The sequence below is a fragment of the Micromonospora sp. PTRAS2 genome (assembly GCF_054052245.1).
Genome location: NZ_JBSWBU010000001.1, coordinates 553,810 through 576,455, shown reverse-complemented (window position 1 = coordinate 576,455; position 22,646 = coordinate 553,810). Strand labels below are relative to the sequence as shown.

Here is a 22,646-nt window from a genome sequence, read left to right as displayed (position 1 = left end):
TCGACGGCGGTGTCGCCGGGCGTGGCGGGCCGGCGGGCGGCGCGTCCCCGGAGCCCAGCCGGGCACAATGAGGGAACGGCCGGTGCGTTCGACGGGCGCCGGCGGCCCCCGGAACTCAGCGAGGAATGCGATGACCACGGCGAAACACCCGGTAGCCGCGGACCCGTCCGCGCCGGACCAGGCCGCTCTGCTCGGCGAGCTGGCGGAGGCGCTGCGGCGCGTGCGCGGGGGTGACCTGAAGGTGCGGCTGCGGCCCCGGGCGGGCGCGGCCGGCGAGGTGGCGGACGCCTTCAACGAGGTGGTGGCCCTCCAGGAGCGGCAGCACCGCGACCTGCTGCGGATCAGCCGGGTCGTCGGTCGGGACGGCCGGCTCAACGAGCGCCTGGAGGAGGAGGGGCTGGAGGGCTCCTGGGCGGAGGACCAGCGGGCCGTCAACTCGCTGATCGACGGCCTGGGCCGGCCGACCACCGAGATCGCCCGGGTGATCGTGGCGGTGGCCGACGGCGACCTCTCGCAGCACATGGCGCTGGAGATCGACGGCCGCCCCCTGCGCGGCGAGTACCTGCGGATCGGCCGCACGGTCAACACGATGGTCGACCAGCTCTCGTCGTTCTCCAACGAGGTGACCCGGGTGGCCCGGGAGGTGGGCACCGAGGGCAAGCTCGGCGGCCAGGCCGACGTGCGCGGGGTGGCCGGCACCTGGAAGGACCTCACCGACTCGGTGAACACCATGGCGTCGAACCTGACCGGCCAGGTGCGGTCGATCTCCCAGGTGGCGACGGCGGTGGCCCGGGGCGACCTGTCGCAGAAGATCACGGTCGGGGCGCGCGGCGAGGTCGCCGAGCTGGCCGACACGATGAACTCGCTCACCGACACGCTGCGCCTCTTCGCCGAGCAGGTGACCCGGGTGGCGCGCGAGGTGGGCACCGAGGGCAAGCTGGGCGGCCAGGCCGACGTGCCGAACGTCGCCGGCACCTGGAAGGACCTCACCGACAGCGTCAACTCGATGGCGTCGAACCTGACGGCGCAGGTGCGCAACATCGCCCAGGTCTCGACGGCCGTCGCCCGGGGCGACCTGTCGCAGAAGATTACCGTCGCCGCGCAGGGCGAGATCCTGGAGCTGAAGGACACCGTCAACACGATGGTGGACCAGCTCAGTTCGTTCGCCGACGAGGTGACGCGGGTGGCGCGGGAGGTGGGCAGCGAGGGGAAGCTGGGCGGTCAGGCGCAGGTGCGCGGGGTCTCCGGCACCTGGCGCGACCTCACCGAGAACGTCAACCAGCTCGCCGGCAACCTGACCAGCCAGGTCCGCAACATCTCGCAGGTCTCGACGGCCGTCGCGAAGGGCGACCTGTCGCAGAAGATCACGGTGGACGCGCAGGGCGAGATCCTGGAGCTGAAGAACACCGTCAACACGATGGTGGACCAGCTCAGCTCGTTCGCCGACGAGGTGACGCGGGTGGCGCGGGAGGTGGGCACCGAGGGCAAGCTGGGCGGCCAGGCCCAGGTCAAGGGCGTGCTGGGCACGTGGCGGGACCTGACCGACAACGTCAACTCGATGGCGTCGAACCTGACGTCGCAGGTGCGCAACATCGCCTCGGTGACCACGGCGGTGGCGAAGGGTGACCTGTCGCAGAAGATCACGGTGGATGCCCGGGGCGAGATCCTGGAGCTGAAGTCGACGGTGAACACGATGGTGGACCAGCTCAGTTCGTTCGCCGACGAGGTGACGCGGGTGGCGCGGGAGGTGGGCACCGAGGGCAAGCTCGGCGGCCAGGCCCAGGTGCGCGGCGTCGCCGGCACGTGGCGGGACCTGACCGACAACGTGAACTCGATGGCGTCGAACCTCACCGCCCAGGTGCGCAACATCGCCCAGGTCTCCACGGCGGTGGCGAAGGGTGACCTGTCGCAGAAGATCACGGTGGATGCCCGGGGCGAGATCCTGGAGCTGAAGTCGACGGTGAACACGATGGTGGACCAGCTCAGTTCGTTCGCCGACGAGGTGACGCGGGTGGCCCGGGAGGTGGGCACCGAGGGCAAGCTGGGCGGTCAGGCCCAGGTCAAGGGCGTCTCCGGCACGTGGCGTGACCTCACGGACAACGTGAACTCGATGGGGTCGAACCTGACGTCGCAGGTGCGCAACATTGCCTCGGTGACCACGGCGGTGGCGAAGGGTGACCTGTCGCAGAAGATCACGGTGGACGCGCAGGGCGAGATCCTGGAGCTGAAGAACACCGTCAACACGATGGTGGACCAGCTCCGGTCGTTCGCCGACGAGGTGACCCGGGTGGGCCGCGAGGTTGGCATCGAGGGCAAGCTGGGCGCACAGGCCCAGGTGAAGGGCGTGTCCGGCACCTGGCGGGACCTCACGGAGAACGTCAACCAGCTCGCCTCGACGCTCACCACCCAGCTCCGGGCCATCGCCGAGGTGTCGACCTCGGTGACCCGGGGCGACCTGACCCAGCGGATCGCGGTCGAGGCGCAGGGCGAGGTCGCCGACCTGAAGGACAACATCAACCAGATGATCGTCACCCTCCGGGAGACGACGAAGAAGAACGCCGAGCAGGGCTGGCTGGACTCCAACCTGGCCCGCATCGGCGGCCTGCTCCAGGGGCAGCGCGACCTCGGCGAGGTCTGCCGGATGATCATGATGGAGGTGACCCCGCTGGTCGACGCGCAGCTCGGCGCGTTCTTCCTGGCGGACACCTCGGACGGCAGCATGCGGCTGCGGCTGACCGCCTCGTACGGCTACGTGGCGCGGGGGCACGATGTCACGTTCGGGCCGGGCGAGGGACTGGTCGGGCAGGCCGCGCTCTCCCGCCGGACGATCCGGGTGAGCGCCTCGCCGGACGGCCGGCTCACCCTGCGTTCCGGGCTCGCCAACACCCCGCCGGCCGACCTGGTCGTGCTCCCCGTCCTGTTCGAGGGCGAGCTGCTCGGCGTGATCGAGTTCGCCGGCGTGGCGGCCTTCCCCGACCTGCACCTGACGTTCCTGGAGCGGCTGGTGCTGACCATCGGCGTGGCCGTCAACACCATCCAGGCCAACCGGCGCACCGAGGAGCTGCTGGCGCAGTCGCAGCGGCTGGCCCACGAGCTGCAGGAACAGTCGGCCGAGCTGCAGCGCACCAACGCCGAGTTGGAGGACAAGGCCCAGCTCCTGTCGGAGCAGAAGGCCAACATCGAGACCCAGAACCGGGAGATCGAGCTGGCCCGGCTCGGCCTGGAGGACAAGGCGCAGCAGCTCACCCGGGCGTCGGCGTACAAGTCGGAGTTCCTGGCCAACATGAGCCACGAGCTGCGTACGCCGCTGAATTCGCTGCTGCTGCTCGCGCGGCTGCTGGTGGAGAACTCGGAGCAGAACCTCACCCCGAAGCAGATCGAGTTCGCCCGCACCATCCACGGCTCCGGCTCGGACCTGCTGCGCCTGATCGACGACATCCTCGACCTGTCGAAGATCGAGGCGGGCCGGATGGACGTCGAGCCGACGGAGGTCCAGTTCACCGAGATCCGGGGGTTCGTCGAGCAGGCGTTCGCCCCGCAGGCGGAGGAGAAGGGCCTCGACTTCCAGGTGCGGCTGGCCAAGGAGCTGCCCCCGGCGCTGGTCACCGACGCGCAGCGGCTGCAGCAGATCCTGCGCAACCTGCTCTCCAACGCGGTGAAGTTCACCGACAACGGCGCGGTGACGCTGCGCATCGCCCCGGCCCCCGAGAACGTCGTGTTCGACGTCCCGGCGTTGACCAACGCCCGCCAGGTGATCGCCTTCACGGTGATCGACACGGGCATCGGCATCTCGGACGACAAGCTGTCGCTGATCTTCGAGGCGTTCCAGCAGGCGGACGGCACGACCAGCCGCCGCTACGGCGGGACGGGGCTGGGCCTGTCGATCAGCCGGGACCTGGCCCGTCTGCTCGGCGGGTCGATCACGGTCAGCTCGGCGCCCGGGGAGGGTTCGACGTTCACCCTCTACGTACCGGAGGTGCTGGCGCCGGACGCGGTGGTCGCGCCCGCGCCGCCCTCGCCGGCCCGGGCGGGCCTGCCGTCGTCGCTGCTCATGCCCCCGCTGGAGCTGCCGGATCCGGCCGAGGCGCCGGGGACCCGCCGGCTGGAGGGCGTGACCGTGCTGATCATCGACGACGATGTGCGAAATGTCTTCGCTCTGACCAGCGCATTGGAGTTGCACGGTATGACCGTGTTGTACTCGGACAACGGGGCGGACGGGGTCCGCCTGCTGGCCGAGCATCCGGAGGTGGACATCGTGCTGATGGACGCGATGATGCCCGACCAGGACGGCTACGAGACGACCCGGCAGATCCGCCGCAACCACCACTTCGCCGACCTCCCGATCGTCTTCCTGACCGCGAAGGCCATGCCGGGGGACCGCGAGTCCGCGCTCGCGGCGGGAGGCAGCGACTACATCACCAAACCGGTCGACCTGGACGAGCTGATCGAGCTGATGTCGTCCTGGGTGAGCGGCAGCCGAGGCGAGGAGAGTTCGTGATTCAGACGGCCAAGGCGCTGCTGGTCGACGACCGGCGGGAGAATCTGATGGCCCTGGAGGCGATCCTCCAGGGGCTGCCGGTGCAGTCGGTGGCGGTGGAGAGCGGCGAGGCGGCGCTCAAGCAGCTGCTGGTGGACGACTTCGCGGTCATCCTGCTGGACGCGCAGATGCCCGACATGGACGGCTTCGAGACCGCCAGCCACATCAAGCGGCGGGAACGCACCCGGCACGTGCCGATCATCTTCCTCACCGCCGCCGACAAGGACGCCCAGCTCGCCCTGCGCGGGTATGCGGTCGGCGCGGTGGACTACCTGACCAAGCCGTTCGACCCGTGGGTGCTGCGGGCCAAGGTGTCGGTCTTCGTCGAGCTGTGGGTGAAGACCCGGCAGTTGGCCGCGCAGTCCGACCTGGTCCGCGAGCGCGAGACGCAGTGGCGGGCGCTCACCGACGCGGTCGACGAGGCCACGACGCTGCTGCGCGGCGACGCCCCGGACGGCCGCGCCCGCGCCGTGGAACTCCTCGAACAGGCCCGCTGGGGCAACAGCCTCTAGGCCGCGTGGCGGCGGGGCGGGCCGACCGGCAGGGCGGTGGCCTGCAGGGCGGTGGCCGGCGCGGGGCGGGTCACCGGTCGGCCGGGTGCCTGCCGTGCCCGGTGGCGGCGCGTCGGGCCCGCCAGCGCTCGCCCAGCGAGTCGATCTCCTCCTGGACGAAGACGAAGAAGTCGCGCATCTCGGAGACCCGCTCGCCGGCCACGGTGCCGCGTCCGTTCAGGGCGTCGACCCCGCCGTCGGCGAGGTCGATGAGGTTCTTGTAGATCCCGGTCTTGGTGATGGTCCCCTCGTACCAGGGGTTGTCGGGCAGCCGGTACCGGTCGCGGCGGGAGCCCTTCACCGGCTCGCGGACCAGCATGCCGAACTGGGTCAGGTAGCGGACCGCGCCGGAGACGGCCGCCGCGCTGACGTCGAGCCGCTCGCCGATCTCGGCGGCGGTCAACGGGTCGTCCGCGCTCATGACCGTGAACAGCACCCGGGCCGCCATCCGGGGGAAGCCGACCTCCGCGAAGGCCATGGCCATCCGCTCGACGAAGTGGTGGACCGCCTCCTCGTTGCGGCGGGGCGGGTCGGCGGCGCTCATCGGGCTCTCCTCGGCGGTCGGGTATCTGATCGTGCCTCAGGTTCTACAGACTTCACAACTTTCTGAAATCACTGTAGCTTCGGAAGTGTGGAAACTCCGATAGAGATCTCCGGCCTGGTGAAGACCTTCGGCCGGACCAGGGCGCTCGACGGGCTCGACCTGACCGTCCGCGCCGGCGAGGTGCACGGGTTCCTGGGCCCCAACGGGGCCGGCAAGTCCACCGCCATCCGCGTGCTGCTCGGCCTGCTCCGGGCCGACGCGGGAGCCGTCCGGCTGCTCGGCGGCGACCCGTGGCGCGACGCCGTCGCCCTGCACCGCCGGCTCGCGTACGTGCCCGGCGACGTGACGCTGTGGCCCAACCTGACCGGCGGCGAGGTGATCGACCTGCTCGGCCGGATGCGCGGCGGCCTCGACCGCGCCCGCCGCGACGAGCTGCTCGCCGCCTTCGAGCTGGACCCGCGCAAGAAGGGCCGGGCCTACTCCAAGGGCAACCGGCAGAAGGTCGGGCTGGTCGCCGCCCTCGCCTCCGACGCCGAGCTGCTGATCCTCGACGAGCCCACCTCCGGGCTCGACCCGCTGATGGAGGAGGTCTTCCAGCACTGGGTCCGCCGCGCCCGCGCCGACGGCCGCACCGTGCTGCTCTCCAGCCACATCCTCGGCGAGGTCGAGGCCCTCTGTGACCGGGTGACGATCATCCGCAGCGGCCGGGCCGCCGAGGCCGGCACCCTGAGCGAGCTGCGCCACCTCCAGCGCACCAGCGTCGACGCCGAGCTGGCGGGGCCGCCGCACGGGCTGGCCGGGCTGCCCGGCGTGCACGACCTGCGGGTCGACGGCGACCGCGTCCGCTTCGACGTGGACACCCCGGCCCTCGACGCCGCGCTGCGCCGGCTCACCGAGATCGGCGTACGGAGCCTGGTCAGCCGGCCGCCCACCCTGGAGGAGCTGTTCCTGCGGCACTACGGGACGGCCGCGCCCGACGCCGCGCCGGCCGGGGCGACGCGATGAGCCGCGCAGTCGCCGCACGGGGCGGCGCGACGAGCCGCCCGGCCGTCGGGCGGGGCGGGCCGCTCACCGGCACCCGGCACCTGGTCCGGCTGATCCTGCGCCGTGACCGCGTCCTGCTGCCGATCTGGGTGCTGGTGATCGCCGTCCTCCCCGCCAGCTACGCGGCGACCTACGCCGAGCTGTACCCGACCGCCGCCCAGCGCGCCGAATACCTGGCCACCACCGCCGGCAACCCGTCGATCGTGGCGCTGCTCGGCCCCGCGTACGGCGACAGCGTCGGCGCGCTCGCCACCCAGCGGGCCGGGCTGCTGCACCTGATCGTGGGCCTGATCAGCCTGCTCGTCGTCGTCCGGCACACCCGCACCGAGGAGGAGGCGGGTCGGCGGGAGCTGCTCGGTGCCACCGTCCTCGGACGGGCCGCGCCGCTGGCCGCCGCGCTGCTCGTCACGTACGCGGCGGACCTGCTGCTCGGGCTGCTCGTCGCCGGCGGCCTGGTCGCCACCGACCTGCCGGCCGCCGGCTCGGTGGCGTTCGGGCTGTCGGTGGCCCTCGCCGGCATGTTCTTCGCCACCGTCGGCGCGCTCGCCGCGCAGCTCACCGAGAGCGCCGGCGCCGCCCGGGGGCTGGGCCTCGCGGTCCTCGGCGTGGCGTACCTGGTCCGGCTCGCCGGGGACGCTGGCGGGGTGGAGTGGCTGAGCCGGCTCTCCCCGCTGGGCCTGGCCCAGCGCACCCACCCCTACACCTCCGAGCGGTGGTGGCCCCTGGCGGTGCTGGTCGGGCTGACCGCCCTGGTCGGGGCGCTGGCGTCGGGGCTGGCCGCCCGGCGGGACCTCGGTGCCGGCGTGCTGCCGCAGCGGCTCGGCCCGGCCACCGCCGGTGGTGCCCTCGCCGGCCCGCTGGGGCTGGCCTGGCGGCTCAACCGGGTCGCGCTGCTCGGCTGGACGGTCGGCGCGGCGGCGCTCGGGGCGGTGCTCGGCGGCGCGGCCGAGGCGGCCGGCAGCGCGGTGGAGGGCAACGAGGCCGTCGCCCGGCTGATGGAGCGCCTGGGCGGCTCCGCGTCGGTCGCCGAGGCGTACCTCGGGGCGACCCTGAGCATCACCGCCCTCGCCGCCGCCGGCTACGGCATCCAGGCCGCGCTGCGGATGCGGGCCGAGGAGACCGCCCAGCGGGCCGAGCCGGTGCTCGCCACCGGCGTGAGCCGGTCCCGCTGGCTGCTCGGCCACCTCGCCTTCGCCCTGCTCGGCCCGGCGGCCGTGCTGGTCGTCACGGGCCTGGTGACCGGGCTCGCGTACGGCCTCAGCATCGGCGACGTCGCCGGGCGGGTGCCCCGGCTGACCGGGGCGGCGCTGGCGCACGTGCCGGCGGTGTGGGTGCTGGTCGGCGTGGCGGTGCTGCTGTTCGGCCTGCTGCCGCGCGTCAGCGTCGGGGTGGCCTGGGCGGCGCTCGCGGCCTGCCTGCTGCTCGGGCAGCTCGGCGCGGTGCTGGAGCTGAGCCAGTGGCTGCTGGACCTGTCGCCGTTCACCCACACCCCGCAGGTGCTGGGCGGCCCCGTCCCCCGCACGCCGCTGCTGGCGCTCACCGCCACCGCGGCGGCCCTGTCGGCGGCAGGCCTGCTGGCGTTCCGCCGCCGCGACCTGCCGCGCTGACGGGACCTGGCAGCCTGCCGCGCGGACGCGACCTGCCGGGCTGCCGCGCTGACGCGAGCCGCCAAGCCGAGGCGGCCTGCCGAGTTGACCCGGGTGCGACCGGCGCCCGGGTCAGTCGGCGGGCGCGCCGTTGCGGATCATGAGGGCCGAGCGCAGGCCCGTGATGTCCAGGACGCGCAGCAGGAAGTCGCCGACGTTGGTCAGGACCAGCAGGCTCTGCGCGTGGCTGGCCTTGCGGCTGAGGACGACCAGGGTGCCCAGGCCCTGGGAGTCGCAGAAGGTGACGCCGCCCAGGTCGAGGACGATGCGCGGCGGCGGGTCGGCCAGCGCCTCGTTGACGGCGGTCGAGAGCTGGGCGGCCGTGAGCATGTCGATCTCACCGGCGAGGCGAAGCACGGCTTCATCGCCCGTCCGGTGTACCGTGATGGACAGTTCGGCACGATCCACCCGGTCAGCCTATCGCGATCTCGCCCACCCGGCCCGCTGAGGCGACCAGGCGCGGCGGGCCCCGCCGCAGCGACCGTCCCGCCCCCCGTCGAGCCCCACCGCCGGGGTGAGCCCGGTAACCCCGATCAGGGGTGGGTGCCGATTCGCCGTCCGGCGCTGACACAATGGCCGCATCGTGACCGATGACTTCTCCGCCGGATCCGGCCGCTACCCAGCCGACGCGCCGGCCTCAGAGGCCCTGTTCGACCGCGCCCGCGCCATCGTGCCGGGCGGGGTCAACTCCCCCGTGCGCGCGTTCCAGGCCGTCGGCGGGACGCCGCGCTTCATGGTCCGGGGGGAGGGTCCCTGGCTCTACGACGCGGACGGTCGGCGCTACGTCGACCTCGTCTGCTCCTGGGGGCCGCTGCTGCTCGGGCACGCCCACCCCGAGGTGGTCGCCGCCGTCCAGGCCGCCGCGGCCCTGGGCACCAGCTTCGGCACCCCGACCCCCGGCGAGGTCGAGCTGGCCGCCGAGATCGTCGACCGGACCCCGGTCGAGCAGGTACGGCTGGTCAACTCGGGCACCGAGGCCACCATGTCGGCGATCCGGCTGGCCCGGGGCCACACCGGCCGCTCCAAGATCATCAAGTTCGCCGGCTGCTACCACGGGCACGTCGACGCGCTGCTCGCCGCCGCCGGCTCCGGCGTGGCCACCCTCGGCCTGCCCGACTCGCCCGGCGTCACCGGCGCGGCGGCGGGCGAGACCATCGTGCTGCCGTACAACGACGTCGCCGCCGTCGAGGAGGCGTTCGCCGCGCAGGGGCAGCACATCGCCGCCGTCATCACCGAGGCGGCGGCCGGCAACATGGGCGTGGTCGCCCCGCGCGACGGGTTCAACGCCCAGCTCGCCCGGATCGCCCACGCGCACGGCGCGCTGCTGATCGTCGACGAGGTGATGACCGGGTTCCGGGTGTCCCGCTCCGGCTGGCACGGGCTCGACCCGGTCGACGCCGACCTGTGGACGTACGGGAAGGTCATGGGTGGCGGGCTGCCCGCCGCGGCCTTCGGCGGGCGCGCGGAGATCATGGCGCGACTCGCCCCGGCCGGCCCCGTCTACCAGGCCGGCACGCTCTCCGGAAACCCCCTCGCGTGCGCCGCCGGCCTGGCCACGCTGCGGCTGGCCGACGATGCCGTCTACCGCCGGCTCGACGACACGGCCGCCGTCGTGGGCAAGCTCGCCTCCGACGCGCTGGCCGCCGCCGGGGTCCCGCACCGCCTGTCGTACGCGGGCAGCATGTTCTCGATCTTCTTCACGGACGCCGACGTGGTCGACTACGACAGCGCGCGGACCCAGCAGGTCCCGGCGTTCCGGGCGTTCTTCCACTCGATGCTCGCCGACGGCGTCTACCTGCCGCCGAGCGCTTTCGAGTCCTGGTTCGTCTCGGCGGCGATCGACGACGCCGCCCTGGAGCGGATCGCCTCGGCCCTGCCGGCGGCGGCGAACGCGGCGGCAGCGGCAGGCAACGGGGGGTAACCGGTGAGCAAGACGGTGGTGCACGTGCTGCGGCACGGTGAGGTGCACAACCCGGGCCAGATCCTCTACGGCCGGCTGCCCGGCTTCCGCCTGTCGGAGCTGGGCGTGCAGATGGCCAAGGCGGCGGCCCAGGGGCTCGCCGAGCGGCACGTGGTGCACGTGGTGGCCAGCCCGCTCGAACGCGCCCAGCAGACCGCCGAGCCGATCGCCGCCCAGTTCGGCCTGCCCGTCGGGGTGGACGAGCGGCTGATCGAGAGCGCCAACTGGTTCGAGGGCAAGAAGGTCTCCCCGGGCGACGGGTCGTTCCGCGACCCGCGCAACTGGTGGGTGCTGCGCGACCCGGTCACCCCGAGCTGGGGCGAGGCGTACCGGGCCATCGCCGAGCGGATGTTCGCCGCCCTGCACGCCGCCCGCGTCGCCGCCGAGGGCCGGGAGGCCGTGCTGGTCTCCCACCAGCTCCCCATCTGGACCCTGCGCCGGTACGTCGAGCGCAAGCGGCTCTGGCACGACCCGCGCAAGCGGCAGTGCGGGCTGGCCAGCCTCACCTCGTTCCACTTCGACGGCGCGAAGGTGGTGGGCATCGGCTACTCGGAGCCCGCCGCCCACCTCGTCGCCACATCGCCGACCGCCCGGACGGCCAAGGGGGCCTGATGCCAGCCCGAAGGTGGATCGCCGGACTCCTCGCGGCCGTGACGGCCACGGCGGCGCTGGCCGGCTGCTCCGGCGACAGCCAGGAGCGGCGCTGCGCCACCACCGACGGGGTCATCGAGTGCGCCCCCGACGAGCGCTCCGCCGCGCCGAAGCTCGCAGGTGAGCTGCTCACCGGCGGCAGCTACGACATCGCGAAGGACCTCGGGCAGGTAGTCGTGGTCAACTTCTGGGGCTCCTGGTGCCCGCCCTGCCGGGCCGAGGCCGACGACCTGGAGGCCACCTACCAGGCCACCAAGGGCTCCGGGGTGACGTTCCTCGGCATCAACGTGCAGGACAACCGGGACAAGGCGCTCGCGTTCGAGGAGGGCCGGGTCACCTATCCGAGCCTGTTCGACCCGCCGAGCCGGCTGGCCCTCGCCTTCGACATCGCGCCGAACACCATCCCGGCCACCGTGATCCTCGACCGGGACGGCCGGGTCGCCGTGGTCATCCGGTCGGCGGTCACCCAGGACCGGCTGCAACCGATCGTCGAGCGGATCGCCGCCGAGAAGCCCGCGCCCGACGGTTCCCGCTGATGGGCGAGACCTTCCACGACATCGCCAGCGGCGGCCCGCTGCTGCTGGCCATCGGCGCGGCGGCGCTCGCCGGGCTGGTCAGCTTCCTCTCCCCGTGCATCCTCCCCCTGGTCCCGGGCTACCTGTCCTACGTGACAGGCCTGGCCGGCACCGACCTGGAGAGCGCAAGGAAGGGCCCCCTGTTAACGCCTTCTGTAGAGCAGGGGCCCCCTGTTAACACCCCCGGCGGCGGGGTCGCCGTGCGGGAACGGGCGGCGGAGCGTACCCAAGAGGGCAGCCGGACCGGCGCGGCCGTGAAGGGGCGGGTGCTCGCCGGGACGCTGCTCTTCATCGCCGGCTTCACCGCCGTCTTCACCGCCACCGCGATCCTCTTCGCCAGCGTCGGCCGGGTCCTCATCCAGTACGAGCGGCAGCTGGAGATCGGCGCGGGCGCGCTGATCGTCGTGCTCGGGCTGGCGTTCGTCGGGGTGCTCCCCGGCCTGCAACGGGAGTTCCGCATCCAGCGGCTGCCCGCCGCCGGCCTGCTCGGTGCCCCCGTCTTCGGCGCGGTCTTCGCGCTGAGCTGGATGCCCTGCACCGGCCCGACGCTCGCGGCGGTGCTCGGCATGGCCACCCCCGGCGGGCAGCTCGACCGGGCCGTGGTGCTCGCCGTGGCGTACTGCCTCGGGCTGGGGGTGCCGTTCGTCGTCTTCGGGCTGGCCTTCCACCGCCTGCTCGGGGTGTTCCGCGCCGTGCGGCGCAACAGCCGCTGGGTCACCCGCGTCGGCGGGGTCCTGCTGATCCTGATCGGCCTGGCGCTGGTCACCGGCGGGTGGACCAACTTCGTGATCTGGTTGCAGACCACCGTCGGCGTGGGCGAGGTGAGCATCTGATGACGGTCGTCGAGGACCGGCCGGCACCGCCGGCCGACGCCCCCCGCCGCCGGCCCAACCCCGTGCTGGCCCTGCTGCGCAACTCGTGGCGGCAGCTCACCAGCATGCGTACGGCGCTGATCCTGCTCTTCCTGCTCGCGGTCGCCGCCGTCCCCGGCTCGGTGCTGCCGCAGCGCGGGGTCAACCCGGAGAACGTCAACAAGTACTTCGCCGAGCACCCCGACCTGGCCCCGAAGCTGGACCGGATCGGCGCGTTCGAGGTGTTCGGTTCGGTCTGGTTCTCGGCGATCTACCTGCTGCTGTTCACCTCGCTGATCGGCTGCATCGTGCCCCGGCTGCGCGACCACGTGCGCGCCCTGCGGGCGAAGCCACCGGCCGCGCCGAAGCGGCTCGACCGGCTGCCCCAGCACGCCGTGCTGGCCGGCGTCGCGCCGACGGGTCCCGAGGCCGTCGAGGCCGTCGCCGCCGAGCTGCGCCGCCGCCGCTGGCGGGTCCAGGTGCGCGGCACTGAGGTCTCCGCCGAGAAGGGCTACCTCAAGGAGACCGGCAACCTGCTGTTCCACACCTCGCTCATCGCCGTGCTGCTCGGGGTCGCGCTCGGCTCGTGGTACGGCTGGCACGGCAACAAGCTGCTGGTGGCCGGCCCGGACAACGCGTTCTGCAACACCCGGCAGCAGTACGCCGAGGCCAAGCTCGGCCCCCGCGTCGACAGCGCCGACCTGCCGCCGTTCTGCCTGACGCTGAAGAAGTTCGACGCGACGTTCCTGGAGTCGGCGCAGCCGGAGTCGTACCGTGCCACGGTCGACGTGGAGGAGCGGGGCCGGGCCACCCGCACCGCGTCCTTCTCGGTGAACGACCCGCTGCGCCTCGGCGGCGCCAACGTCTACCTGCTCGGCCACGGGTACGCGCCGGTCCTGCGCTACACCGACCGCTACGGCAAGACGCAGACCAGCAACTTCCCGTTCCTGACCACCGGGGACGCCACCCTGACCAGCGAGGGAGTGGCCGCGTTCCCCGACGTCAACGTCGACCCGGCCACGGGGAAACGCAACGCCGACCTCCAGGTCGCCTTCGAGGGGCTCTACCTGCCCACCGCGCCGCAGCAGCCCCCGTTCACCCGGTCGGAGTTCCCGACCGAGCGCAACCCGGCGGTGGTGCTGGTCGCCTACCGGGGCAACCTGGGCATGGACGCCGGCATCCCCGGCTCGGTCTACCAGCTCGACCAGCGCCAGGTCAGCAACGGCAAGCTCAAGCAGATCGGCGACCGCAAGCTCGCCGTCGGCGAGAAGTGGACGCTGGACGACGGCAGCGTGCTGGAGTTCGTCGGCACGCAGCCGTACATCACGATCTCGGTCCGGTACGACCCCGGCTCGGCCCTGCTGCTCGTCAGCTCGACGACGCTGCTGATCGGCCTCATGGGCGCGCTGTTCGGCAAGCGCCGCCGGGTCTGGTTCCGCGTCACGCCGGCCGGGACGCCCCCGGCGACCGGCGCGACGGAGACTGCGGCGGACCCCGCCGGTGGATCTCCGACGGCCGGTAGTAGCTTGGTGGAGGCCGGTGGCCTGCCGCGCACCGACTATCCAGGGTTCGCCGACGAGTTCGCGCAGCTCGTCGCCGCCATCCGCGGCGACGGGACGCCGGGCGAGCGGGCCGGCGAGGCAACAGCGCGTGGCCCGGCCGGGACGCGAGAAGGAGCGCAGTGATGTCCGCACTCTCCGACCAGCTGGTCACGTTCGCGACCCTGGCGTACCTGATCGCGATGATCAGCCACGCCGTCGAGTACGCCCTGGGCAACGCCCGCGCCGTCGCCCGGCCCGCCGCGCCCGCGCGCGAGCTGGTCGGGGCGGGGGTGGGTGCCGGGGGCGGCGTCCTTCCCGACGGTCCCGTCGCCAAGGCCGACGCCCCGCCGGTCGGCGTCGACCGTTCGACGGCCCGGGGCCGGCTCGCCGGCCGCGTCGCGGTGTGGATCACCGCGCTCGCCGCCGCGCTGCACCTCGGCGCCACGGTGACGCGCGGCATCGCCGCCGACCGGATGCCCTGGGGCAACATGTACGAGTTCGTGCTGACCGTGTCGTTCATCGGCACGGCGGCGTGGCTCGCCGTGCTGTGGAAGCGCCCCTCGCTGCGCCGCCTCGGGCTGTTCCTCACCCTCGTCATGGTGCTGCTGCTGGCGTTCGCCGAGCTGAAGCTCTATGTCGAGGTGGTGCCGTTGACCCCGGCGCTCAACTCCTACTGGTTCATCGTGCACGTGTCGACGATCAGCTTCTCGTCGGGCATCTTCCTGCTGGGCGTCGTGCCGGCGGTGGCGTTCCTCATGCGTAACGGCTACGAGCAGGGCAAGCGCAGCTTCCCGTACACCCTGGCGAAGCGGCTGCCGGCGGCGGCCGGCCTGGAGCGGCTGACCTTCTCGCTGCACGCCTTCGCGTTCCCGGTCTTCACCTTCGCGGTGATCGCCGGGGCGATCTGGGCGGAGGCCGCGTGGGGCCGGCCGTGGGGCTGGGACCCGAAGGAGACCTGGGCGTTCATCTCCTGGGTGGTCTACGCGGGCTACCTGCACGCCCGGGCCACCCCGAGCGTGCGACGCAACGTGGCGACCTGGCTCGCCATCGTCGGCTTCCTCACCGTGCTGATGAACCTGTTCGGCGTCAACTTCTTCTTCACCGGCCTGCACTCGTACGCCGGGGTGAGCTGACCCCGCCGGGCCCGACCCGCACGGGCGGGCCGGACCCGACCCGGGTCAGTGGCAGGTGCCGGTGCCCGAGTCGGTGAAGGTGCCGCCGAGCACCGGCAGGAACTGCCAGGTGTAGCTGCCCGGCGAGAGCGTCAGCTTGAGCACCCCGAACGTACGTCCGTTCCTGACCTCGCTGTTGGCGGCGGGCTCGGGGAACGAACTCTGCAGCGGGCGGCCCCCGGTGCCCACCACGAACTCCCGGATGCCCCGGGCCGGGTCGGCGACCCCGGACGGGTCCTGCGGGGCGAAGCGCTCGTACTGGTGGTTGTGCCCGTTGATGACGATCTCGGCACCCGCGTCGTAGAGCGCCTGGAACAACGGTCGGGCGTTCGACGACTCCCGGCCGCCGGAGCTGAACAGCGGGTGATGGTATTGGGCCAGGGTGCACCGGGTCGGGTGCGCGGCCAGGTCCGCGCGCAGCCACCGTTCCTGCGCCGACCCGGCCTGGCAGCCGCCCACCTGCGAGCAGTTGGTGTTCAGCACGACGACGTGCCAGCCGGCCTTGTCGAAGGAGTAGTAGCCCTTGCCGGGCGGCAGCACCGGTCCGAAGTAGTCGAAGGTGGGCTTGGCGTTGGCGGTCAGATAGTCGTGGTTGCCGAGGATCGGCTTCGTCCGGTCCTTGAACTGGCCCCACGTCGGGCCGTAGCAGTTGGCGAGCTGGTCCGCCGTACCGCTGTCGGTGAGGTCCCCGCCGGCCATGACGGTGCCGGGCTCGCGGGCGACGATCTGCGCGGTCTGTGCCGCCCCGGTGGTGCTGCACGCGGAGATGTCCCCGGCGTTGAGCAGCACGTTGTCGCCGGTGGGCGGGGTGCCGGTGCCGACGATCAGCTGCGGCGCGAAGGTGGTGGACTCCCGGCTGTCGTAGAAGGCGCCGTCCGGGTTGGTGGACGACAGGGCGAAGGCGACGAGGCCGTTGCCGGTGACGGCGTCGGTCACGTCCAGCTCGTACCAGGTGTTGCTGCGCACCGTGCCGAGCGACCCGAGCGGTCCGCCGATCGACGGCGGCCGGGTGGCGTACGCCAGCGTGCGTTCCGACCAGTCGGTGCCGACCTGCTGTGCGGTGCCGCCGGCCGGGCTGGGGGCGTTGGTGACGCTCTGGACGTGCAGCCGAAGGCGGGCGCTGGTGACCGGGTCACTCAGCCGGGTGACCGTGAACTGGAGGTAGGAGATCCGGGTCGGGGATGCGCCGACCATGAGCGAGTTGGTGCTGTTGAAGTTCGTGTTCGGGCTCGACGAGCTGACGTAGGTGTCCTGGCTGGGGAGGAACGTCACGGTCGTGGTGGCCGCCGTAGCCGGCGGCGCGCCGCCGAGCAGCCCGCCCACGAGGGCGAGGGCCGTCAGCACGCGGTGGGAAGCGCGTCTGCTCATGGGATCTCCGTCCGGGCCGGCCGACCGCCACGGCGCGCGGCGCTGCCTCCCGGCCCGCCCATACCCGGCGAGTGGACCCCGGGATCCGTCACCGTCGTGTCAACGCCCGGTCACCGCCGGGTGATCACCCCATCGACGCGGAGCGTCACCTGGTAGGCGATCTCCGGCACGTCGGCCAGCTCGATCCGGTCCGACCGCATGGCGAGCTGGGCGTGCAGCTCCCGGGCCACGGCGTCGCGGATGCGGACCAGCAGGGGCGAGAGGCCGTCCGGGTCGCCGGACACGTACGCGTCGTCCATGCCCCCATCCTGTCGCCGGGTGCTCCTTCGGAGCGAGCGCCAACCCGCTTCTGCGAGATGTCCAACTACACGAAGCAGTCCGGCATCCGCTACCCGGGCAGCCTGGCCGCCGTGATTCCACAACTGCTCCACCTGTTCCGGCTGCTGCCGGTGCGGCCCCCGGTGGTCGGTCAGGTGCCGAACCAACCCGGGACGTCGAGCCGGAAGAAGTTCGGCTGGGCGACCCGGCGCAGGTCGTCCTCCAGGGCGCTCACCCGCTGCTCGCCCAGCGTCTGCGCCCACCGGGCCCGCAGCTCGTCGAAGAGGGCCGCCGAGCGGCGCAGCCCGTCGTGCCCCCGGTCGGTCAGCCGGATGAGCTTGCGCCGTGCGTCGGCGGGGTCGTCGGCGCGTTCCAGGTAGCCGAGGGCGACCAGCCGGTCGACTGTTTTGCCGGCGGCCTGCTTGGAGACGCCGAGGCGGTGGCCCAGCTCGCTGGCGGTCGTGCCGGCCGGGCCGACGGCCTGGAGGACGAAGCCGTGCACCGGCCGCAGCTCCGCGTGCCCCTGCCGGGCCAGCTCCGCGTGCAGGTCGTCGACGAGGGTACGGAAGCCGGCCAGCAACAGCAGCGGCAGCAGGAAGCCGGGGCGCTCGGGGTCAGCCGTCGTCGCGTCCGCGGGGTCAGCCGTTGCCATGTTCGACAACCACGTTTACTATTTGGTCAACCACGTTGACTATCGTACGCGAAGAGGTTGTCCATGCCCCGATCGGCCTTCACCATCCACACCCTCGACACCGCACCCGCCGCCGCCCGGCCCGCCATGGCCGGGGTCCGCCGCAAGCTCGGGCACCTGCCCGCTGCCGTCGCACTGATGGCCGAGTCGCCGGAGCTGCTCAAGGGCTTCCTGGGCGCCGCCGCCGTCTTCGAGTCCACCGATCTCGACCCGGTCGCCCGCGAGGTGGTGGTGCTCACCGTCGCCGCCCGCAACGGGTGTCAGCTCTGCATGGCCATGCACACCGCCACCCTGGCCCGACACGACGGCACCACGGCACTGATCGAAGCGCTGCGCGCCGGGGCGGCGCTGCCCGAACCGCGACTCGAAGCGCTGCGCCGGTTCACCGTCGCCGTGCTCGATCACCGGGGCGACGTCCCCGACGAGGAGGTGGCCGCCTTCCTCTCGGCCGGCTGGCGGCCCCGGCACGCGCTGGACGTCGTGCTCGGCATCGGCGCGTACACCATCTCCACCTTCGCCAACCGCCTGCTGGACGCCCCCCTCGACCCGGCTCTGCCCGACCCGGCTCCTCTCGACCCGGCTCTTCTCGGTGATCAAGAGAAAAGTGTCACCGCATAGATCAACTCTGACGCTTCTCTCTTGATCGCCGATCCGGGGGCAGGGAGGGTGGGGGTGGGGGTCAGTCGTGTAGGAAGGGGAGCAGGAGGGCGGTCAGCTTGGCCGGGCGCTCCTCGAAGAGCCAGTGGCCGCAGTCCTCGACCACCCGGGCCTCGACCCTGCGGGCGTACCGGCGCACCTGGTCGGCCACCTGCCCGCCGAGGCTGGCTGCGGCCCCGACGGCGAGCACCGGCATCGGCAGCGGTCGCTTCCGGTACGCCGCGTTGTCCACGACGTCATGCCCGAACGCCCGGAAGTAGGCGAAGCTGGCCCGCAGGTGCGCCGGGTCGGTCAGATGCCGGGCGTACTCCTCGATGTCGTCCGCGCCGATGCTGCCCTTGAGCACCATGATCGAGTCGGTGAAGCGGTCCACCCAGAGTGACTCCCGGCCGGCGACCAGCTCCTCCGGCAGGCCGTTGGTGAGGTTGAAGAAGCCGAAGTTCCACACCGCCGGCCCGGCGGCGGTCAACGCGGGAAACGCGTAGATGCTCTCGTCGGGGATCGGCGCCTCGGTCAGCACCAACCGGGACACCTGGCCGGGGTGCGCGGCGGCGTAGGCGTACGCGACCATGGTGCCGACGTCGTGGCCGACCAGCCGGATGTCGCCGGCCAGGCCCAGGCCGGTCAGCAGCCCGTGCAGGTCGGCGGCGACGCTCTTCTTGTCGTACCCGTCGGGCGGGGCGTCGCTGTCGCCGAAGCCGCGCAGGTCGGGGGCGATCACGTGGTACGAGTCGGCCAGCTCCGGCAGCAGCCCCCGCCACATCCGCCAGCACTGCGGGTAGCCGTGCAGCAGCACCAGGGTCGGCCCCCGGCCGCCCCGGACGTAGTTGATCGCCACCGCGCCGACCTGGGCCCGCTGCTCGGTGAAACCCGCCGGCACCCGTCCGTCGCCCATCGCCGCCCCCTCTCCCACCCCCGGCGGCCCGACCACCCGGCGCACCGCCACCCGATCCAACGAGCGCCGATCGGCTGGGGAGACGCCCACCGCCCGCTGACCGGGCTTGTTAACAGGGGGCCCTTCCTCTACGGAAAGCGTTAACAAGGGGCCCTTCCTTGCACCTCAGCACGGTGCGGGAGACTGGGGGCATGGCGGTTCGTGGGTTTCCGTACACCGATCTGAAGGACTTCCTCGCGGCCCTGGAGCGGGCGGGGGAGCTGCGCCGCGTCCGCGTCCCCGTGGACCCGACGCTGGAGATCAGCGAGATCGTCACCCGGACCGTGCGCGAGGGTGGCCCCGCGCTGCTGTTCGAGCGCCCCACCCGGGGCGAGCTGCCGGTGGCGATCAACCTGTTCGGCACCGAGAAGCGGATGGCGATGGCGCTGGGCGTCGACTCGCTCGACGAGATCGGCGCGCGGATCGGCGCGCTGATCAAGCCGGAGCTGCCCGTCGGTTGGTCCGGCATCCGCGAGGGCCTCGGCAAGGTCATGCAGCTCAAGTCGGTGCCGCCGCGCAAGGTCAAGACGGCCCCCTGCCAGCAGGTGGTCTACTCCGGCGACGACGTCGACCTCGGCCGGCTGCCCGGCCTCCAGGTCTGGCCCGGCGACGGCGGGATCTTCCACAACTACGGGCTCACCCACACCAAGCACCCCGAGACCGGCAAGCGCAACCTCGGCCTCTACCGGCTCCAGCAGCACTCCCGCAACACCCTCGGCATGCACTGGCAGATCCACAAGGACTCCACCGCCCACCACGCGGTCGCCGAGCGGCTCGGCCAGCGCCTGCCCGTCGCGGTCGCGATCGGCTGCGACCCGGTCGTCTCGTACGCGGCCAGCGCGCCGCTGCCCAGCGACATCGACGAGTACCTGTTCGCCGGGTTCCTGCGCGGCGAGCGGGTCGAGATGGTCGACTGCCTCACCGTCCCGCTCCAGGTCCCCGCGCACGCCCAGATCGTGCTTGAGGGCTACCTGGAGCCCGGGGAGCGCCTGCCCGAGGGGCCGTTCGGCGACCACACCGGCTTCTACACCCCGGTCGAGCCGTTCCCCGTGCTGCACATCGAGACGATGACCATGCAGCGCGACGCCGTCTACCACTCGATCGTCACCTCGAAGCCGCCGCAGGAGGACCACGGCCTCGGCAAGGCCACCGAGCGGATCTTCCAGCCGCTGCTCAAGCTGCTGATCCCCGACATCGTCGACTACGACCTGCCGGCCGCCGGGGTCTTCCACAACTGCGCGATCGTGTCGATCCGCAAGCGCTACCCGAAGCACGCCCAGAAGGTGATGAACGCCATCTGGGGCGCGCACCTGATGTCGCTGACCAAGCTGATCGTGATCGTCGACGAGGACTGCGACGTGCACGACTACCACGAGGTCGCGTTCCGGGCGTTCGGCAACGTCGACTACGCCCGCGACCTGCTGCTCACCGAGGGGCCCGTCGACCACCTCGACCACTCCTCCTACCAGCAGTTCTGGGGCGGCAAGGTCGGCGTCGACGCCACCCGCAAGCTGCCCACCGAGGGCTACACCCGGGGCTGGCCCGAGGAGATGACCATGGCACCGGAGGTCGTCTCCCTGGTCGACAAGCGCTGGAAGGAGTACGGGATCTGATGGCCACCGCCGCCGCTGCGCCCGCGCGGCCGGGCCGCGTCAAGTCCTTCCTCAAGCTCGTCGCGATCGAGCACTCCGTCTTCGCGCTGCCGTTCGCGTACCTGTCGGCGCTGACCGCGATGCAGGTCGACGGCGGCCGGGTGCGCTGGCTCGACCTGCTGCTGATCACCGTGGCGATGGTCGGGGCGCGGACGTTCGCCATGGCCGCCAACCGCATCCTCGACCGGCGGATCGATGCGCGGAACCCGCGTACCGCCGCCCGGGAACTGGTCACCGGGGCGGTGAGCGTGCGGACGGCCTGGACCGGCGCGGGCGTCGCGCTCGTGGTGTTCCTCGCCGCCGCCGCCCTGCTCAACCCGCTCTGCCTGGCGCTCGCGCCGCTGGCCGTCGTCCCGCTGGTCGTCTACCCGTACGGCAAGCGGTTCACCAACTGGCCGCACGCGATCCTCGCGGTCGCCCAGGCGGTCGGCCCGGTCGGCGCGTGGCTCGCCGTCACCGGCACCTTCGCCGGCTCGTGGCCGGCGTTTCTGCTCGGCGCGGCCGTCGGCCTGTGGATCGGCGGCTTCGACCTGATCTACGCCTGCCAGGACGCCGAGGTGGACCGCGAGATCGGCGTGCACAGCGTGCCCGCGCGGTACGGGCTGCGGTTCGCCCTGCACGCCTCCACCGTCGCGCACGTGGTGACGTTCGCGCTGTTCGTCTGGTTCGGGGCGCTCGTCGGGTTCGGCTGGCCGTGGTGGATCGGGCTGGCCCTCACCGCCGCCGCGTTCGGCTACCAGCACCTGGTGGTCAGCCCGACCGACCTGAGCAAGGTCAACCGGGCGTTCTTCACGGCGAACGGGTTCGTCGGCATCGCGCTGTTCGTGTTCGCGCTGGTCGACCTCGTGGCCAGACTGGGCCTGCGCCCCTGAGCGAGCCCTCGCCGCCGCCCCCGGCGTTACTGCCCGCGCCGCTCCCGCCGCTGCCCAGCGTTGTTAAGAAGGGGCCCCTGCTCTACCGGAAGCGTTAAGAAGGGGCCCCTCCTTACCGCCATCGCCGCCTCCGTAGCGGGCGCTTTCCAGCGTCCAGTCGATCGTGCCCCGGACGGCGGCGGCGACCCCGTCGAGGTGGTCGGCGACCGCCTCGTCCAGCGCCGGCCCGAACGACGGCACGCCCGCGCGCAGCTCGACGAAGCGGCGCATCGCGGCCCGCCACCGCTCGGCGGCCGGGCCGAGCGCCGCCTCCACCCCGACGCCCCGCTCGGCGGCCAGCGCCAGCACCAGGTTGTGCCCGCCGGAGGTGGCCCGGTCCCGCTCCAGCGAGGCGATGTCGTTGTACCAGGAGAGCAGGTCGTTGCCGAGATCGCCGATCTCGCGCAGCCGCGGGTGGTGGTACACCGCGTCGGGCAGCGGCCGGCCCGTCACGAACTCGATCAGCGGATACGACACGTACGCCGCCGAGGTGGCCCGGCGCAGCTCGACGTACCGGGCGACGTCCGGCGGGCGGCCGGCCGCCTTCTCCACGGCCTCCAGCCACGCGCCGTGCAGGTGGTTACCGACCGCGTCCGTGAACCTCTCCCGCCAGCGCGCCGGCATCCGGCGGCGCGGTTCCCGCCACGCCCGCACCAGCAGCCGGCGCAGTGGGCCCGTGAGGCCCGGGTGCCGCCCCCGGGGCCCGTCGTGCAGCAGCCGGAGCGTCCCGTCCCGCAGGGCGAGGATCTGGTCGGGGCGCAGCCGGTCCGGTCGGTCGCAGGCGTCGTCGACCAGGAAGAACCAGGTGAACAGTGCCGCGATGGCGCGCAGGTCGGGCTCGGTGGCCTCCGGGTAGAGCCGGCCCGCGTACCGGGCGAACCGGGCGCGGGACAACCGGTCCAGGGCGGGGGAGTCCAACGGCAGGCCGACCCCGGGCAGCCGGTCGTCGAGCCAGCGTTGCACCCGGTCGGCGTACGGCGACAGCCGAGGCGGAATCGGGCAGTCGGCGCGCAGCGACCGGAGGATGTCGTCGGTCATCACCG

The 22,646-nt window shown here is 72.7% G+C and carries 20 protein-coding genes; 13 read left to right on the top strand and 7 right to left on the bottom strand.

Translation table 11 applies throughout. The features are described from left to right. The first annotated feature begins 130 nt into the window (after window positions 1–130). Window positions 131–4,498 (top strand): HAMP domain-containing protein, encoded by a 4,368-nt coding sequence (locus ACVMYR_RS02720; RefSeq protein ID WP_457121032.1) that lies wholly within the window; start codon window positions 131–133, stop codon window positions 4,496–4,498. After that, window positions 4,495–5,049, top strand: coding sequence for a response regulator (locus tag ACVMYR_RS02715; RefSeq protein WP_077935608.1), 555 nt, complete (start codon window positions 4,495–4,497; stop codon window positions 5,047–5,049). The genes ACVMYR_RS02720 and ACVMYR_RS02715 overlap by 4 nt, the downstream gene beginning before the upstream one ends. Window positions 5,050–5,119: 70 nt before the next feature. Here ACVMYR_RS02715 and ACVMYR_RS02710 read toward each other — a convergent pair whose 3' ends face one another. Then, window positions 5,120–5,632: a GbsR/MarR family transcriptional regulator gene (locus tag ACVMYR_RS02710; protein ID WP_091279644.1), complete on the bottom strand. Its 513-nt coding sequence runs from the start codon at window positions 5,630–5,632 to the stop codon at window positions 5,120–5,122. Window positions 5,633–5,719: 87 nt separating this feature from the next. Between ACVMYR_RS02710 and ACVMYR_RS02705 the strand changes: the two genes are divergently transcribed. Together ACVMYR_RS02705 and ACVMYR_RS02700 are read left to right on the top strand one after the other, a co-directional pair. After that, a complete protein-coding gene (locus ACVMYR_RS02705; protein WP_077935610.1) occupies window positions 5,720–6,637 on the top strand; it encodes an ABC transporter ATP-binding protein in 918 nt (305 codons plus the stop codon). Then, complete coding sequence (locus tag ACVMYR_RS02700) at window positions 6,634–8,283, top strand: ABC transporter permease (RefSeq protein WP_457121031.1); 1,650 nt, start codon at window positions 6,634–6,636, stop codon at window positions 8,281–8,283. The genes ACVMYR_RS02705 and ACVMYR_RS02700 overlap by 4 nt, the downstream gene beginning before the upstream one ends. A gap of 111 nt (window positions 8,284–8,394) precedes the next feature. On the opposite strand, the gene ACVMYR_RS02695 is transcribed toward ACVMYR_RS02700, so the two are convergent. Continuing rightward, window positions 8,395–8,730: an STAS domain-containing protein gene (locus ACVMYR_RS02695; RefSeq protein ID WP_043961324.1), complete on the bottom strand. Its 336-nt coding sequence runs from the start codon at window positions 8,728–8,730 to the stop codon at window positions 8,395–8,397. A gap of 175 nt (window positions 8,731–8,905) precedes the next feature. Here ACVMYR_RS02695 and hemL point away from each other — a divergent pair, with 175 nt between their 5' ends. From hemL to ccsB, 6 genes are read left to right on the top strand one after another with little or no spacing between them, the layout of a single operon-like run. Next, the gene (hemL, locus tag ACVMYR_RS02690) at window positions 8,906–10,243 is read left to right on the top strand and encodes a glutamate-1-semialdehyde 2,1-aminomutase (protein ID WP_077935611.1); all 1,338 of its coding nucleotides are present in this window, start codon (window positions 8,906–8,908) and stop codon (window positions 10,241–10,243) included. 3 nt (window positions 10,244–10,246) lie between these two features. Continuing rightward, window positions 10,247–10,894: a histidine phosphatase family protein gene (locus ACVMYR_RS02685; RefSeq protein WP_043961327.1), complete on the top strand. Its 648-nt coding sequence runs from the start codon at window positions 10,247–10,249 to the stop codon at window positions 10,892–10,894. Continuing rightward, a complete protein-coding gene (locus tag ACVMYR_RS02680) occupies window positions 10,894–11,469 on the top strand; it encodes a TlpA family protein disulfide reductase (RefSeq protein ID WP_043961329.1) in 576 nt (191 codons plus the stop codon). Before ACVMYR_RS02685 ends, ACVMYR_RS02680 begins: the two co-directional genes overlap by 1 nt. Beyond that, window positions 11,469–12,341, top strand: a complete 873-nt coding sequence (locus ACVMYR_RS02675; protein WP_457121030.1) for a cytochrome c biogenesis CcdA family protein — start codon at window positions 11,469–11,471, stop codon at window positions 12,339–12,341. Before ACVMYR_RS02680 ends, ACVMYR_RS02675 begins: the two co-directional genes overlap by 1 nt. Then, on the top strand, window positions 12,341–14,044 hold the full coding sequence (resB, locus tag ACVMYR_RS02670) for a cytochrome c biogenesis protein ResB (protein WP_431891500.1): 1,704 nt from the start codon (window positions 12,341–12,343) through the stop codon (window positions 14,042–14,044). Before ACVMYR_RS02675 ends, resB begins: the two co-directional genes overlap by 1 nt. Further along, window positions 14,044–15,033 carry a c-type cytochrome biogenesis protein CcsB gene (ccsB, locus tag ACVMYR_RS02665; RefSeq protein WP_077935615.1) on the top strand — a complete coding sequence of 330 codons (990 nt, stop codon included), beginning with the start codon at window positions 14,044–14,046 and terminating at the stop codon, window positions 15,031–15,033. The genes resB and ccsB overlap by 1 nt, the downstream gene beginning before the upstream one ends. Window positions 15,034–15,078: 45 nt before the next feature. Here ccsB and ACVMYR_RS02660 read toward each other — a convergent pair whose 3' ends face one another. From ACVMYR_RS02660 to ACVMYR_RS02650, 3 genes are all read right to left on the bottom strand, one after another. Beyond that, the gene (locus ACVMYR_RS02660) at window positions 15,079–16,440 is read right to left on the bottom strand and encodes a CBM96 family carbohydrate-binding protein (RefSeq protein WP_198956414.1); all 1,362 of its coding nucleotides are present in this window, start codon (window positions 16,438–16,440) and stop codon (window positions 15,079–15,081) included. A 110-nt stretch (window positions 16,441–16,550) separates the two neighbouring features. Then, window positions 16,551–16,739 (bottom strand): hypothetical protein, encoded by a 189-nt coding sequence (locus tag ACVMYR_RS02655; RefSeq protein ID WP_043961338.1) that lies wholly within the window; start codon window positions 16,737–16,739, stop codon window positions 16,551–16,553. Window positions 16,740–16,909: 170 nt separating this feature from the next. Continuing rightward, a complete protein-coding gene (locus tag ACVMYR_RS02650; protein ID WP_077935616.1) occupies window positions 16,910–17,410 on the bottom strand; it encodes a MarR family winged helix-turn-helix transcriptional regulator in 501 nt (166 codons plus the stop codon). 63 nt (window positions 17,411–17,473) lie between these two features. Between ACVMYR_RS02650 and ACVMYR_RS02645 the strand changes: the two genes are divergently transcribed. Next, window positions 17,474–18,067 carry a carboxymuconolactone decarboxylase family protein gene (locus ACVMYR_RS02645; protein WP_457121029.1) on the top strand — a complete coding sequence of 198 codons (594 nt, stop codon included), beginning with the start codon at window positions 17,474–17,476 and terminating at the stop codon, window positions 18,065–18,067. Between the two features lie 61 nt (window positions 18,068–18,128). Here ACVMYR_RS02645 and ACVMYR_RS02640 read toward each other — a convergent pair whose 3' ends face one another. Next, entirely contained in the window at window positions 18,129–19,001 is an 873-nt protein-coding gene (locus ACVMYR_RS02640) for an alpha/beta fold hydrolase (protein WP_077935623.1), read from the bottom strand. A 191-nt stretch (window positions 19,002–19,192) separates the two neighbouring features. Here ACVMYR_RS02640 and ACVMYR_RS02635 point away from each other — a divergent pair, with 191 nt between their 5' ends. After that, window positions 19,193–20,653 (top strand): menaquinone biosynthesis decarboxylase, encoded by a 1,461-nt coding sequence (locus ACVMYR_RS02635; protein ID WP_043961344.1) that lies wholly within the window; start codon window positions 19,193–19,195, stop codon window positions 20,651–20,653. Beyond that, window positions 20,653–21,564 carry a menaquinone biosynthesis prenyltransferase MqnP gene (gene mqnP / locus ACVMYR_RS02630; protein ID WP_077935625.1) on the top strand — a complete coding sequence of 304 codons (912 nt, stop codon included), beginning with the start codon at window positions 20,653–20,655 and terminating at the stop codon, window positions 21,562–21,564. Before ACVMYR_RS02635 ends, mqnP begins: the two co-directional genes overlap by 1 nt. 63 nt (window positions 21,565–21,627) lie before the next feature. Here the strand turns inward: mqnP and ACVMYR_RS02625 are convergent, their stop codons facing one another. After that, window positions 21,628–22,641 (bottom strand): terpene synthase family protein, encoded by a 1,014-nt coding sequence (locus tag ACVMYR_RS02625; protein WP_457121028.1) that lies wholly within the window; start codon window positions 22,639–22,641, stop codon window positions 21,628–21,630. Window positions 22,642–22,646: the final 5 nt, after the last annotated feature.

Bases quoted from the DNA above. Each gene is read 5' to 3' on its own strand.
- resB (WP_431891500.1), top strand. From the start codon at position 12,341: ATGACGGTCGTCGAGGACCGGCCGGCACCGCCGGCCGACGCCCCCCGC.
- ACVMYR_RS02645 (WP_457121029.1), top strand. From the start codon at position 17,474: ATGCCCCGATCGGCCTTCACCATCCACACCCTCGACACCGCACCCGCC.
- ACVMYR_RS02675 (WP_457121030.1), top strand. From the start codon at position 11,469: ATGGGCGAGACCTTCCACGACATCGCCAGCGGCGGCCCGCTGCTGCTG.
- ACVMYR_RS02650 (WP_077935616.1), bottom strand. From the start codon at position 17,410: ATGGCAACGGCTGACCCCGCGGACGCGACGACGGCTGACCCCGAGCGC.
- mqnP (WP_077935625.1), top strand. From the start codon at position 20,653: ATGGCCACCGCCGCCGCTGCGCCCGCGCGGCCGGGCCGCGTCAAGTCC.
- ACVMYR_RS02710 (WP_091279644.1), bottom strand. From the start codon at position 5,632: ATGAGCGCCGCCGACCCGCCCCGCCGCAACGAGGAGGCGGTCCACCAC.
- ACVMYR_RS02655 (WP_043961338.1), bottom strand. From the start codon at position 16,739: ATGGACGACGCGTACGTGTCCGGCGACCCGGACGGCCTCTCGCCCCTG.
- ACVMYR_RS02720 (WP_457121032.1), top strand. From the start codon at position 131: ATGACCACGGCGAAACACCCGGTAGCCGCGGACCCGTCCGCGCCGGAC.
- ACVMYR_RS02635 (WP_043961344.1), top strand. From the start codon at position 19,193: ATGGCGGTTCGTGGGTTTCCGTACACCGATCTGAAGGACTTCCTCGCG.
- ACVMYR_RS02640 (WP_077935623.1), bottom strand. From the start codon at position 19,001: ATGGGCGACGGACGGGTGCCGGCGGGTTTCACCGAGCAGCGGGCCCAG.
- ACVMYR_RS02625 (WP_457121028.1), bottom strand. From the start codon at position 22,641: ATGACCGACGACATCCTCCGGTCGCTGCGCGCCGACTGCCCGATTCCG.
- ACVMYR_RS02680 (WP_043961329.1), top strand. From the start codon at position 10,894: ATGCCAGCCCGAAGGTGGATCGCCGGACTCCTCGCGGCCGTGACGGCC.
- ACVMYR_RS02660 (WP_198956414.1), bottom strand. From the start codon at position 16,440: ATGAGCAGACGCGCTTCCCACCGCGTGCTGACGGCCCTCGCCCTCGTG.
- ACVMYR_RS02700 (WP_457121031.1), top strand. From the start codon at position 6,634: ATGAGCCGCGCAGTCGCCGCACGGGGCGGCGCGACGAGCCGCCCGGCC.
- ccsB (WP_077935615.1), top strand. From the start codon at position 14,044: ATGTCCGCACTCTCCGACCAGCTGGTCACGTTCGCGACCCTGGCGTAC.